12 protein-coding genes and 1 riboswitch are annotated in these 13,930 nt (G+C 42.9%); of the genes, 3 read left to right on the top strand and 9 right to left on the bottom strand.

Annotation, left to right across the window (positions count from 1 at the left end):
• Window position 1 precedes the first annotated feature (1 nt).
• Together ACTWP7_RS13130 and ACTWP7_RS13125 are read right to left on the bottom strand one after the other, a co-directional pair.
• Window positions 2–766 (bottom strand): beta-ketoacyl-ACP reductase, encoded by a 765-nt coding sequence (locus tag ACTWP7_RS13130; RefSeq protein WP_443123568.1) that lies wholly within the window; start codon window positions 764–766, stop codon window positions 2–4.
• Between the two features lie 23 nt (window positions 767–789).
• Window positions 790–1,959, bottom strand: a complete 1,170-nt coding sequence (locus ACTWP7_RS13125; RefSeq protein ID WP_014641801.1) for an acyl-CoA dehydrogenase family protein — start codon at window positions 1,957–1,959, stop codon at window positions 790–792.
• Window positions 1,960–2,260: 301 nt separating this feature from the next.
• Window positions 2,261–2,369: riboswitch (SAM riboswitch) on the top strand.
• 121 nt (window positions 2,370–2,490) lie between these two features.
• Between ACTWP7_RS13125 and ACTWP7_RS13120 the strand changes: the two genes are divergently transcribed.
• The gene (locus ACTWP7_RS13120; RefSeq protein WP_443123567.1) at window positions 2,491–2,649 is read left to right on the top strand and encodes a hypothetical protein; all 159 of its coding nucleotides are present in this window, start codon (window positions 2,491–2,493) and stop codon (window positions 2,647–2,649) included.
• A 63-nt stretch (window positions 2,650–2,712) separates the two neighbouring features.
• Here ACTWP7_RS13120 and ACTWP7_RS13115 read toward each other — a convergent pair whose 3' ends face one another.
• The 4 genes from ACTWP7_RS13115 to ACTWP7_RS13100 all read right to left on the bottom strand — a co-directional run bounded on the left by ACTWP7_RS13115 (window position 2,713) and on the right by ACTWP7_RS13100 (window position 6,174).
• Entirely contained in the window at window positions 2,713–3,105 is a 393-nt protein-coding gene (locus ACTWP7_RS13115) for an ectoine synthase (RefSeq protein ID WP_443123566.1), read from the bottom strand.
• Window positions 3,102–4,391 (bottom strand): diaminobutyrate--2-oxoglutarate transaminase, encoded by a 1,290-nt coding sequence (gene ectB / locus ACTWP7_RS13110; protein WP_443123565.1) that lies wholly within the window; start codon window positions 4,389–4,391, stop codon window positions 3,102–3,104. Before ectB ends, ACTWP7_RS13115 begins: the two co-directional genes overlap by 4 nt.
• A gap of 15 nt (window positions 4,392–4,406) precedes the next feature.
• A complete protein-coding gene (gene ectA, locus ACTWP7_RS13105) occupies window positions 4,407–4,919 on the bottom strand; it encodes a diaminobutyrate acetyltransferase (protein ID WP_443123564.1) in 513 nt (170 codons plus the stop codon).
• Between the two features lie 436 nt (window positions 4,920–5,355).
• On the bottom strand, window positions 5,356–6,174 hold the full coding sequence (locus tag ACTWP7_RS13100; protein WP_443123563.1) for a hypothetical protein: 819 nt from the start codon (window positions 6,172–6,174) through the stop codon (window positions 5,356–5,358).
• 207 nt (window positions 6,175–6,381) lie between these two features.
• On the opposite strand from ACTWP7_RS13100, the gene ACTWP7_RS13095 reads away from it, so the two are divergent.
• Complete coding sequence (locus ACTWP7_RS13095) at window positions 6,382–6,735, top strand: DUF4870 domain-containing protein (RefSeq protein WP_443123562.1); 354 nt, start codon at window positions 6,382–6,384, stop codon at window positions 6,733–6,735.
• Between the two features lie 18 nt (window positions 6,736–6,753).
• On the opposite strand, the gene ACTWP7_RS13090 is transcribed toward ACTWP7_RS13095, so the two are convergent.
• Complete coding sequence (locus ACTWP7_RS13090; protein ID WP_443123561.1) at window positions 6,754–8,808, bottom strand: LuxR C-terminal-related transcriptional regulator; 2,055 nt, start codon at window positions 8,806–8,808, stop codon at window positions 6,754–6,756.
• A gap of 240 nt (window positions 8,809–9,048) precedes the next feature.
• On the opposite strand from ACTWP7_RS13090, the gene ACTWP7_RS13085 reads away from it, so the two are divergent.
• Entirely contained in the window at window positions 9,049–9,312 is a 264-nt protein-coding gene (locus ACTWP7_RS13085; protein WP_443123560.1) for a hypothetical protein, read from the top strand.
• 80 nt (window positions 9,313–9,392) lie between these two features.
• Here the strand turns inward: ACTWP7_RS13085 and ACTWP7_RS13080 are convergent, their stop codons facing one another.
• Window positions 9,393–11,414, bottom strand: coding sequence for a penicillin-binding transpeptidase domain-containing protein (locus tag ACTWP7_RS13080; RefSeq protein ID WP_443123559.1), 2,022 nt, complete (start codon window positions 11,412–11,414; stop codon window positions 9,393–9,395).
• Between the two features lie 1,120 nt (window positions 11,415–12,534).
• A complete protein-coding gene (locus tag ACTWP7_RS13075; protein WP_443123558.1) occupies window positions 12,535–13,827 on the bottom strand; it encodes a Zn-dependent hydrolase in 1,293 nt (430 codons plus the stop codon).
• Between the last annotated feature and the right edge of the window lie 103 nt (window positions 13,828–13,930).

Genomic DNA, 13,930 nt, shown 5'->3' with positions numbered 1-13,930 from the left:
GTTAGTCTTTAGGACCACCGGCAACATAAATGACCTGGCCGTTTACAAACGACGAGCGCTCATCAGCATAAAAAGCAACAGCGTTCGCAATATCTTCTGGTTTCCCACTCCGTCCTGCCGGGATTTTCTCCACGCTTGCCTGCACCAAATCCTCGAACGAAACCCCGATCCGGGCAGCTATTTCCTTCGTCATCTCGGTTTCAATAAACCCTGGAGCTACAGCGTTTGCCGTGATTCCAAATTTTCCTAACTCAATTGCAAGAGTCTTGGTAAATCCCTGCAGACCAGCTTTCGCTGTTGCATAGTTTGCCTGTCCGCGATTACCTAGTGCTGACGTTGATGAAATATTAATAATCCGTCCATACTTATTTTCAACCATATACTTTTGTACCGCGCGTGCTGAGTTAAAGGACCCTTTTAAGTGAACATCCATCACCGTATCCCAGTCGGAATCGGTCATTTTAAACAGCATATTGTCACGAATAACCCCGGCATTATTAACAAGAATATCAACCGATCCGAATTTCTCATGAACCTCCTGAACAGCCGCTTCCACTTGGCTGAACTCTACAACATTGGCTGTTTTGCAGTAAATATCAAAACCATCTTCCTTAAATTCACTCTCAACTTCCTGTAGAGCCTCTTCGTTCACATCAATAATGGCTACATTAGCTCCTTCTTCCGCGAATCGACGGGCAATTCCCTTCCCGATCCCACGGCTTCCACCGGTTACAAATGCGGTTCTTCCTTCAAACTGAGTTCCCATGTCCATTTTCCTCCCTTAGTGATCTAGCCGATTTTCACATGTCCTTTTAATAGATTCCTGGAAATGATTAATCGCTGAATTTCGTCTGTACCGTCATAAATCCTCCATAGTCTAGCTTCACGGTACCAACGCTCGATTGGAAGCTCTCTTGTGTAGCCCATACCTCCATGGATTTGAAGCACGCGGTCTACCACGTTATTCCCCATGGTTGCGCCGTACAGCTTAGCCATTGAAGCGTAGTGACGGTTATCTTCTCCGTTGTCGAGCGTAAAGGCTGCATTCAATACGAGCCATTTGGCTGCTTCGATCTCCACCGCTGAATCGGCAATCTGCCACTGAATAGCTTGTCTGGTTCCAATCGGCTTTCCGAAAGTCTCGCGCTCATTAGCATAATCAATCGCCATATTTAGTAACCGTTCTGCTGCTCCCACAGCCCTTGCTCCAACAACCCACCGAGCAAAACCGATCCATTCAAGTCCAAGTTCATACCCCCGGTTTATCTCACCTAAAATATTTTCTTCCGGTACCCTCACGTTATCGAAAACGAGCGCCGCCGGACCCCACTCGCCCATCGTATGGATGTATTCAGACTTCCATCCCATCGAGCGGTCGGCAATAAAGCAAGTAACCCCTTCTCTTCCAGCTGACGATTGGTGAAGTTCCTTGTCGGTAACCGCAATGACCATGACAAAGTCCGCTTCATTTCCGCCGGTGATAAATGTTTTCTCTCCATTTAACACCCACTCATTCCCGTCTTTCACAGCAGTCATGCGGATATTCCGCGTATCAGAACCAGCTCCGGGCTCTGTCATGGCAAAACAGGATTTTAACTCGCCGTTAATGGTAGGGATCAAATATTTCTGCTTCTGCTCCTCATTTCCGTAATACAGAATGTTGTCAGCTGAACCGCCGAACTGGAAAGGAACGAATGTCCTTGCCACTTCCATTTGCACAATGGCAAGCATCATCTGTCCAAGATCAGCACCGCCATATTCCTCCGGCGTATTGATTCCCCAAAATCCAGCTTCCTTCGCCTTCATCTGGAGCTCTTTCATCTTACCTTCGGGCAGGCTTGGCTTTCCTTCCCGCTCGTTACGTAGAACATCATTTTCTAAAGGTATTAATTCCTTTTCTACAAATTTACGAATGGTCTTTTTAACCATTTCCTGTTCTTCTGTTAATCGCAAATGCATATCACTATCCCCAATCTTTGTTATTTTAAAAAGATGGATTAATTACATACCAACTGGTTAGTATGTTTAGTTTTATATTATTTTAAATTTTCGGAAAATACAACACTTATTGCATAAAATCTGGATGTAAATTCCGAAATGATTGCGATCATTATTATCTTTCGATTTTTTTCATTGGAGATCGAATAAATTCGTCATTTTTTGCATAGTAATTATGAACGATTCCAAATTGATTTTCCAAAATATGATTAACATATTCTGTTATGTGGTACATATAAAATCGTGTACTTTAAAACCGAATTCCTTATAACGAGCCGGGGGAGGAAACTGGTCTTTTGATCCCGCAGCAACCTCTATCAACAGTCATAGAAGGTGCTCCTTCCAGCAGACCATGGTCTGAAAGATAAGGAGAGGACGACGAACGCACAACCTCTTCTCACTAGAAGGGGTTGTGTTTTGTTGATATATCTTAATAAATTTATAGATTCAGGTAATGTTAAATTTTTTTCATAAACAAAGGAGGAATCATCAATGTCCAGACTTCGAGATGCCGTGATTCAGCGCAGGAACTTCCTAATCTCCCAACTAACTCAAACTCGTAACTACAAATATAAACGAAATAACCTTTTAAATATGCCACTGGAAAACCTGGAAAGTGAATACGATCTTCTCAAGGATAAAATTAGTTAACCAGCTCGCTTTCCATTAAAAAGAGCGCTTGGAAGTAAAATGACTTCCAAGCGCTCTTCGTTTTTATTTACTTTCTTCCGGCAGGCGGTAAACACCTTCTTCATCATGTACTTCATTTCCTACCAGTGCAGGATTGAATACACAAACAACTCGGAAATCCGTTTTCGCACGTAAATAGTGTTTCTCATGTCCATCCAGGCAATACATCGTACCAGGTTTTATCTTATATTTCTTCCCATCTTTAAGCGTTTCAATCTCAGCTTCTCCTTCAATGCAGTACACCGCTTCAATGTGATGCTTATACCAGATATACGTTTCTGTACCTGCGTATAGCACTGTATCATGAAGGCTGAAACCAACATTATCATCCTTCAGAAGGAACCTTCTGCTTTTCCAATTATCATCTTTTACTTCGCGTTCTGTTCCGATTAGGTCTTCGAGTTTTACTACATTCATACTTTTGCTTCCTCCTTGCCTAGCACGGCTTTTATGCTTTCTTCAATAATATCTAAACCTTTAGAGATACCTTCTTCGTCGATTACTAACGGAGGCAGCATCTTAAGAACTTCATCGTCTGGTCCTGATGTTTCAATAATTAGACCCTTCTTAAAGGCTTCACCGGCAATTTGCTCTGTCAATCCTTCCTTCTTACTGGCAATTCCGAGCATTAATCCACGCCCGCGGACCTCACCTTCCATCTCAGGATAATCCTTCACGAACTGATGCAGGCGTTTTTGAAAAAGTTCACTCTTCTCTTCAATAGATTCGCTGAAGTCATTCGTTTTCCAATAATTCAACGCCTCTGCTGCTGTAACAAAGGCCAGGTTGTTTCCACGGAATGTACCGTTGTGTTCACCTGGACCCCACTGGTCATACTCAGGCTTGATCAAGGTAATGGCCATGGGCAGCCCGCTTCCACTGATCGACTTGGAAAGGCACACTACATCTGGTGAAATTCCTGCTTTTTCAAAACTGAAGAATGTACCTGTGCGCCCACATCCTGCCTGCACATCATCTACAATCAGCATGATATCCAGACGACGGCACAGTTCTTCCACTTTTTTCAGCCATTCGAAGCTTGCTGCATTAATTCCACCTTCTCCCTGAACAGTTTCCAGGATAATAGCAGCTGGAAGATCAATACCGCTTCCGCCGTCCTGAATCATTCTTTCAAGGTAATCCAGGGAGTCATAGCCATCCATATAATCATCGTACGGCATCGCCATGCTGTAGGTCAGTGGAATGCCAGCTCCGTGACGTTTAAAGGAGTTTCCTGTAACAGAAAGCGCACCGATCGTCATACCATGGAATGCATTCGTAAACGTAACAACCTTTTCACGGCCGGTTACTTTTCTGGCAATTTTAAGCGCACTTTCGACGGTATTAGTTCCTGTAGGACCAGGAAACATAATTTTATAACTCATGTTTCTAGGCTCAAGAATAACTTCGTTAAACTTTTTCAGAAATTCAGCCCGGGCATTTGTTGCCATATCAAGACTGTGAAGCAATCCGTCACTTTGTATATATTCAATCAGCTTTTGCTGCATAGCGTCATCGTTATGGCCGTAGTTCAGGGCTCCTGCACCCGCAAAAAAATCAATGTAGGAGTTGCCATTCCCGTCCCACATTTGATAACCCTTAGCCTTTTCAAATGTAGTTGGAAAACTGCGGCTGTAACTTCGAACTTCTGATTCAAGATTTTCAAAAACACTCATGTCCGTTTTTTGATTAGAATTAGTCATTAAAAGTAGGTCCTCCTAGTTTTTTAGTGGTCCGATTTTGAATGTGTTTTCCTGCTCATGGTCCTCCCCAGGGAAGTCGTCTTCCTCAAAACAAACACTGATGTCACAAGATACTTCTTTCTTCTTGGCATAACCCTGAAATAATTGTTGGGAAGGTTTGTTTGAAGGGGAGACTGTCGCTTCTATATAGTTCACATCTTCATGACGCTCCACAATATGATCAATCATCCTTGTGGCGAGGCCTTGCCCCCGCTCCGATTCAGCTACCGCCACCTGCCATATAAATAAGGTATCTGGTGAAGAGGGGTGGATAAATCCTGAAATAAATCCAACCGTGTTCCCTTCATCCTTTACGACTACTGAGGTATCGCTGAAAAATTCGCACCACAGCAGGTAGCTATAAGAGGAATTCAAGTCAAGAATGGGGATATTTTCAATCATTTCATACACTTCTGCTCCATCTGATTTCTCTGGTTCACAAAATTGATATTTTTTTACTTCCTTTGTAGTTGTTGGAATTGATATCACCTCAAAAACTTATTTTTTCTGAAAGTTCTGGCAAGTGCACAATTAGACACTAATAAAGGAGCGCAAATAAGTCAAAGTCGCTCAATAGCGGTTTGTTAGGCAATGAGGTGATAACACGTGCTTGATGGTAAATTTTAGTATCATTGCTTTAGCAAAGCGCCTCATAAGTCCTTATCCTCTGTTTTTTAAAAAAACATATCTGAAACCCCTTGATACATATAGACTCTAGATCATTTGAACTATTTCCGAAAAATCTTATTAAATTGATAAAAAGGTCTTGCACAGGTACGGGGACGTTTTTCACCGTGTTTCTGTATGAAATATGAACATTTTTATTGGATTTATGTAAACTTTGAGATTATAAGTCTTTTTGCTCTCACAAAAAAAGACTTCCTAAAACAGAAAGTCTCTTTTTCTAATATCATTAGATTTTCTTTTACCTCCGAAGTTCTAAATCTGAAATCTGAAAGCTGGCATCTCCCTGGTCCTGTTGCACCCTCCAGCTGGTCATAACTTGATATTCTCCTAAATCCCCGACTTCCCAGGTGGATTTTTCTCCTTCACTTGTCACTTCATATGTGTAAGTATCCATTTTCACTTCTCCAATTGTCTTCTGATCCTTGCCTAGTTTTGATACCTTCACACCCGGGTACTCAGTCTGGTTTTTCAAGATATTTGTCACTTCCGTGCGATCTGTCATGTTAAAAGGCATTAAGAGCATCATCACATATGACTGCCCTGCCATTTGCAGCATTTCGCCTTCCATTCGCTCTCCACCGGCAACCATGCGTTTCGTTTCACCTTCACTGCTTACCCACAGTTCTATAGCCTCTCCTGATCCTCCGTCTTCTTCCATGTTAACTTTGATATGGTTCGTTAACTCCCCATTCACTTCTTCTTCGCCCACTCTTTGCATCGTAATCTTTAAACTGCTTCCAGGGGAATCAAAAGAGTAGGATATAAGAGAGAACTTATCCATAATATCCGTAAACCCTTTGATTTGCTTTAGTTTGCTTACATCCCACTCGGCTTCAGTTTCCGTACCTTCGCTTTCACTGGTGTCTGTGCCGGTGTCTGTCAATTCACTTACTTCCTCCGTACTGTTTTCTTCATCCATTTCCTCTCCACTGGATTCTTCTACGGCTTGATCATTGTTTTCCTTTTCATTCGTACTGTCCGATCCACCGCATCCAGAAAGTACCCACATAAACATCATGGCGATTGAGATAAAACGAATGAATACCGGCAGCTTCATTAAAGACGCCCTCCTTTTTAATTGCCTTTACCAATCCGTCTCTTTCTCATTAAGCTTACCAAGCAAACACGAGAAGAAAAATTATACCCCAGTATAGTTTTTATGGATCCATCGAAAAAATTATACCTAGGTATAATTCCTTTTGGTGAACATCCGTATTACTTTTAAAGTACAGCATTTACATTAAACAGAAAGGCGGGCGACATGATGGATTCACAAAATGTTAAAAATAACGGCGGAGTTGCAAAGGATATTGAAGACAATAAGGTCATTGGCATCTTAGCGTATCTTGTATTTTTCCTCCCTCTCTTGGCCGCTAAAGACTCAAGATTTGCCATGTATCATGGAAACCAGGGGTTTCTTTTGTTTCTGTTGCTTTTAGCCGTTAATACAGTGGGAACCGTTGTCCCTATTCTCGGCTGGCTGATCATTCTCCCTATTGGAAACCTCTTAATCTTAGCTCTTTTGATCATGGGAATTATCAATGCCTCCAAAGGGGAAGAAAAACCCCTTCCTGTTATAGGAAAATATACAATTATCAAGCCTCCGGAATCTCATTAATTCAGGTGTTGGGGGAGCTTAAATGTAAGGAGACATTTCCATAATTCTTTTCATAAGCTGGGTTCGGTTTTTAACCTGAAACTTTTTCAAAATGCTGCCCACATGTTTTTTCACGGTAATTTCAGTAATATGCAGCTGCTCGGCTATGGCTTTATTGGAAAGTTCCCCGTGAATACTCAGCAGAATTTCTTTCTCCCGTTTCGTTAACAGATGACGGTCTGCGACATGAAGCACATGATCTTTCTCAAGAGAAACAGTCTGTGAAAATTGTTTTAAATACTGGATTAAACGCGGTCCTCTCACGTCCAGTAGAAATGTTGGAGAAGGCTGATCAGGACCAAAATCATAATGAGTAGCATTCGGAACCTTTTCGAATCCAAAAGCCTGAGTTAATTGCTGAAAGAAAGGAATGGGGGTAGAAGTGATGATTCTGCCCCCGGACAATAAAAGTGGAAATAAACTGTACAAGAGAAAAGACCGTGTATGACTATCTTCCGGATTTAAACAATCCAGCATGCGAATAAACCACCCTGAATAAGAATCTTCATCTACACGGTATTCTTCTTCCTCTTCCTTAGATAACTGCCTGAAGTAAGCCCGGGAAACCGGCTCTTTTTTTAATTGTTCAATGGTGTGCTTATTAATCGGCACGATAAGGGAAAGTCCAACCATTTCTCCTTCCTCGTTTTTTACAATCCTGCCCACGTTGAACCCTAGTTTTCTTACATACTCAGCTCCTATAAGGTCATTTTCCTTTTGATTATGTTCAGCGGATACATAGTAGTGGTAAGTTGTGTCTGTCTCCCGGTTATAGTAATGTGCTACACTGTCTTGATCGTAGCGGTTTCTTTTCCGGAAATATTCTTCTACCTCTTTGAAGTTATGTGCCCCGACAGGTTCAATATATTTTTTCTGTTGGTCTTTTTCCTGAAAAAATGCAGACCGGATCACCTCTTCACCAAGATGGTAAAAATATTCGGCAATCTCCCAGGTAGAACTCTGATTTCGATTAATTTGCTGGAGATAATAGGAAGCACTCCGCCTTTTTAAAGACTGATAGTGTTCAGGGGTCCGCTCCTGTATATTTAATACAATGGCTGATCTGATAATTTCATGAATGCCCCATCCATGATTGGTGCGGTTCACAAAGGATAGAGAGGTAAGCCTGGTAAAAGCGGTGGTGGTCGTTCTTTCATCTAAAATGAAATTAAGGGTAGCTTGATCAAAGTGACGCAGCACAGCAGCAGCTTCTACCAGTCGCTGAAGCTCCGGGTCGTTTACTTCACTCAGCCACTTTGAGGTGAGGTAGGTGAGAATCTCCTGCTTTTCGTGAGGGTGATGATCTGTATCTTCTTTATTGCCGTAAGCCATGGCCGACAGGGATAAGGTAAGGGGATGCCCATTAGTAAAGCGCCAATAGTCCTGGATCTCCGAGTGTTTCGTTACGCCTGCCTTATTCAAATACAGTCGCGTCTGGTCATAGGTAAAGGCGGTTAATTTCATTTGCGTTATGATGGACCGCCAGGCGGGTGACTCCATCCAGCCTGCTGTCAGAGGATAGCGGCCGGCAAGAATGATCGAAATCGATTCAGGGAGGGATCTAAGAAAGACTTCACGGAACCAGCGGTCCAGTGAACCTATCTTTTCATAAGTATCGACAGCTATAATAATTCGGTGGTTTTTAGAAGATTCTTTTAACATATGCAGGCACTGATTTAGAGGGGTTTCCTGAGAGTTGGAGAATTCCAGGGACAATTTGGCATCTATTTGAAATAATAACTGCTCGGCAAGCATGGAAGGGGATTGTGCAAAATCCTCACTATCCAACCCCAGAAAAACCATTCCATTCAGGCGTTCTGCCAGGCGTTGAAACGCATGAATTAAGAAAGTTTTACCAATCCCTCCCATGCCATAAACATGTAAAATACGTTTTGTGTCCTTACTACTTTCAATAAATTCACGAAAATACTGCAGTTCTCTACCCCGGCCTACAAACTGGTCATTTTCCAATTCCATAAGAGTGGTATTCCATTCCTCCTCACGAAGTTCTTTATCCGCATTGGATAACCACATATCCAGCCCTCCATTATGAAGTACACTTCAAGGCCTTATCATTTCATAAAAAAAGGTAAAAAGACCTGACGTGCCTTTTTCTTTCTATACTATAAATTTACCACATTTTTCTCTTCCCTTTAGCAAATGAACGTAATTTATTTGATAATTCCCCGTTAAACAACTTATCGATTCTGAAACAAATTCATTTACTATTCGTATATTGGATAGCAGATCATTCTGAAAGGAAGTGTGGCATTTATGAAAGTTTTAGAAATCCTCTCATTAATCGCAGCCATAATTTCTCTCAGCATCTCTTTATTTGTTCAAATTGACTTCCTGATTATGACTACTCTATTTGGAGGGATCGGTTTCTCTGTCTTACGATTCATACGTACATATGAGCAAAGAAAAAACCAGGTGCTGGGGAAACCGGATGCTAAATACTACTCATCTGGAGGAGACTCATTCGACATGGATGGTGAATTTGACATTGGCGGGGATGCTGGTGGCGGCGATGACTAATTGGTGGCCAGCTTCATAATAAAAAAAGGATTCCCTCAACATTGTAAACTGAGGGAATCTTAGGTAAGAAGCAGCCGAAATCAGCGAATTTCCTTAAATACATTTTTCACTTTTGGAACGACGTAGTGGCTGCCGCCCTCGACGTCCTCGATCATCATAGAAACCATCAAATCAGGATTCTCGGTATCCCACGCAATAAACCATCCGTTCTCCTGCGCATTTTCCTGATCAAGAGATTGTTTTAACTCGGCCGTTCCGGTTTTTCCTGCGAGTTCAAGCCCTTCTACCTGTGGTTCGTACCCTGTACCATTTTTATTTTCGACTACTGCTTGTAAGGATTCGCGTACGGTAGATGCCGTTTCCGGACTCATGATACTTTCATGCCATGCCTGCCCATTCTCTTCATTTTTCATTAAGACAGGTTTTAGCATTGTACCTTCATTAATAAAAGGGGTGTAAGTCATAGCCAAGTGTAACGTACTCATCTGAACTTCCCCCTGGCCATAGCCTGTATCTGCAAGCAGCGGTTCGTTGTTCCCAAACGAATCTCCATTCAGAATCTGTGAAGAGCTTATTGGATAGGATAGCGGGATGTCTTCTTCAAAACCAAAATCCTTCGTCTGCTCTAAAAAGGTTTCTCCACCAATATTTAAAATAGAACGCGCAAAATAAATATTATCTGATCGTATGAGCGCATCACGCAAATTCACCTGCTTCTCTTCGTTGGCTCCTGGAACACGTGTCACTGAATACCCGCCCCAACCTTCTTCACTGTAAGTTCGCTCAGGGATTGACATCTCTGTAACTGGATTAATTGCACCTGATTCCAGACCGATCGATGCCGTAATCGGTTTGAACGTCGAGCCCGGAGAATAGGTTTTAGTAAATTTATTCACAAATGGTCGATCCGGGTTTTCCGTCAACTCGTTTCTACGTTCCTGACTCATCCCTAAGACAAATTGATTTGGGTCATAGGAAGGAGCACTCACAAGAGCACTTACCTCTCCAGTAGAAGGATTGATCGCAGTAGCAGAACCGGAATCTCCTTTTAATTGGTCGTACACCGATTTCTGTACATCCGTTTGGATCGTAAGGGTAACATTCTCTCCATCTGAAGCAGGCTTTTCGGCCAGTACCTCTTTCACCTCGTTATTTTCATCTAAGATCGAAACTTTACCACCCGGTGTGCCTCTCAATTGCTGCTCCATCACTCTCTCAAGACCAGTCTGTCCAACCTGATCATTGGAAGTATAGCCTTCACCTTCACGCTCTTTCAGTTGTTCAGCTGTAATATCGTCCACATAACCGGTCAGATGAGCGGCGGCTTTGCCTAGTGGATAAACACGTGCATTGTCAATCTCATTAAATTGGGTCCCTGCCAATTCTTTAATGGCAGCAATACTTTCTTCATCATCATTGGCCACCGACCCTATAGGTACATAAGAGTCAGCCTTTACCCAGGACTGCTTTAGCTTCTGATCGATGCTTTCCACAGAGATGTTCAAGATCTCTGATAAACCTTCTTTCGCTTCCTCTTCCTCGCCTTCCATTCTAGACGGTACCAGCCCAACTTCCTGAATGGTACCATTCACGGCAAGCCCTTCTCCATCCTGGTCGAAGATCTCTCCACGCTCAGGAGAGAGGGTTTCTGGATAAATGGTATCGCCCTCTTCCATTCCTGCAAAGACCATGGAAGGGTTCCATTTTAACGCCCACGGCACATTATCCTCATCTTCTTCAAATACAAGTTCAGCTTCATGCGAAAAATTAATCGTTCCGGCCATGGAATTCATGCTTGCCTTATAGGCAAACGTTTGGGTTTCCTCCTGGTCATATTCCTGTTCTTCTTCAGGAAGACTATATGTAACTTCTAAGTCACTTACATTAATATCTTTGTAAATTTTCTTGTACCTCTCTGTAAACTCTGCTTCGCTTATCTTCTCTTTAGAATCCTCTCCCAGCAGTCCATACATTGTTTCATAATCTTGATCTTCCCACGCCGCCATATAGCCCTTGAACGTTTCTTCCGGACTCGGGTTTTCAGAACAGCCTGCAAGACCTATGAAAGCAAGAGAAAGAATAATAACCTTTAGCCACTTCATTGATAGCTGCCTCCTTCTAGACAAAATAGGACAAATTCCATCTTAATAGTAGATATTATATCAAAATTCTGACGATAACGTGGGAACCACAACCTATCAATTGGAAATTTAACCCTCTTTATTTGGAGCGATAATGAAACTATCTGCTTATAAGAACTGTACGATAGTATTTAAGTTTACTAATCTATTAAAATAAAAAGATCTGTTAAACGATGTTGTTGATTTTTTCAGAAAAGGTTTATCAAGCTATAGGGCCGTATACTGTAAGACTCATTTCGAGATATCTTTGGTCCGTTACTTAATATAGAGGAGGGATGGCTGCGGAAACAACTCGCTTTCCTACGGGGGAACTGGCAAGCCTCCTCGGTCGCTGTCACTCCCTGTGGGGTCTCGCCTAGCTCCTTCTCCCGCGGGAGTCTCGTTTCCTTCGCCACCCTGTGATTGAAGAGTGAACGGACCCTTCTATAGGCGATAAGGGGGGGCTTGATCGTCCTCAAATGCTTCTATAACGCGATTCATCCAGGTCGACAAGCTAGTTCTTAAACCAGTCTCCACCTTAAACCAGAGTTTTTCAAACATGATTTAGAGCTCCCTATTTCGCAAGGTCCGGAGGGGGACGATGTAGACTCCTAGGTTAAAAGCGGAAGCACCTTGGTCAGCGTCGTATGGACTGGACTGAGCTGGCGGAGATAAAGAAAACACGAAGAGCGGAGCGATTCGATGTTGCCTTATCGTACAGAAGTGAGGGAAGTCTCACTAGACGCTAGGTGCTGGAGCTGGATAGCTCTCCATGTCGTTTATGTTCTGATATTTGAATAAGACAAAATAAAGTGTAAGAACAGGATGAACATGATCGGTAAGATCCCGGAAGGCGAAGCCTGAGGAAGCTTACCACAGAAGAGGAGGTTCGACTAAGAACGCCACGTCGTGTGGCAACATCGAACGACCCTGCGTCGTTCAGGGCCGGAAAGCGAAATCGTCCCCCGGAGGACCTTCCGCTCCTCCAAATGTCTCGAAACTGAGTCTTAAATAAACGGGAGCTTATGTGTAAGATCAATACTGCGATTTAAACAGAATAAAAAAGAAGTCCCCATTAAGGGAACTTCCATAAACTACACGATTAAGTTAACGATTCGATATATGATTTCAATACTTGTACTCCCTGGACACAATCATTCAGCGAAGACCATTCATCCGGAGTATGGCTGACACCATCTTTACTATTAACAAACAGCATAGCGACAGGCAAATAATGGCCGACAATCAAAGCATCGTGTCCGGCTCCGCTTGGCAGCTCCATTCGCTCAATACCGTGTTGCTCTATAGCCTGACCCAGCTTTTCCTTTAAGTGATCAGGAATTGGTACAGGATCTACTTTCAAGGTCTGCCGAAAGCGGTACTCCACCTCAAACTCTTTTGAAATCCGTGCCGCTTCTTTCTCAATCCGTTCAATCAATTGGTTCCTAGTTTCTTCGAAGATATCACGAACATCGACATTCAAAGCAACTTTTCCAGGAATAACGTTAATTCCATTCGGATATACATTCAGCTTCCCTACCGTTGCTACAGCAGAATCACTATATTCTCTCGGAAGATCATAAATATTTCGAATAAATTCTCCAGCTGCCACCAGCGCATCCTGACGCTCCGTCATAGGCGTATTGCCGGCGTGACCAGCTTTTCCAATGAAATCAAATTCCAGCCAGCTCGGTCCAGCAATTCCTTCGACAATACCAACTGGCAGGTTATTCTGCTCCAGTCTCTTTCCTTGTTCAATATGGACTTCCACAAATGTCCCGATCTCTTCTAAATTTCGAACAGCACCGGCAAAGGTTTCAGTAGAAAGCCCAATGCCATTCATGACTTCCTCAAAGCTTTTTCCATCCTGATCAGTAAGTTCTCCTTGCAGCTCAATATCCGCCGTTCCTGTCATAGCACGACTCCCTGTAAGACCACTGTTGAAGCGGGCTCCTTCTTCATCGGAAAAGATAACCACTTCGTACGGCACATCAGGCTGATAACCACTTGCTCTCCACGCCTCAACTACTTCAAGAGCTGAAAGAACTCCGAGAGGTCCGTCAAAGTGGCCACCGTTAGGTACACTATCCAGGTGTGAACCACTTAAAACAGCGGGTTTATCAGGATCTTTACCTTCTAAAAGACCGAATATATTTCCAGCCCCATCCTGAGATATCGCAAGCCCCGCTTCCTTCATCCACTCGATGGCCAGCTCTTTAGCCTGTTTTTCTTCTTGAGAGAAGCCAATGCGCATACTTCCTCCATCATCTGTTAAACCGATCTCAGACAGGAGATGCAGGCGCCTGGCCAGGCGGTCTCCGCTTACGCCATTATAATCATAACGATTATCGTAATCCTTGATAAGTTCTTGATGTAAATCCCATTCCGAACTCACACAATCACTCGCTTTCCACTGTATTTTTATATAACTTTCCTCTTTCATACCGTGACAACTCTATCTTTATTCTCTAATACGCGAAGTTTCGGGACTAGAACCG

The sequence above is a fragment of the Halobacillus sp. B29 genome (assembly GCF_052246755.1).
GTDB classification, from domain to species: Bacteria; Bacillota; Bacilli; order Bacillales; family Halobacillaceae; genus Halobacillus; species Halobacillus halophilus.
This window is presented reverse-complemented; position numbering and strand designations above follow the sequence as displayed.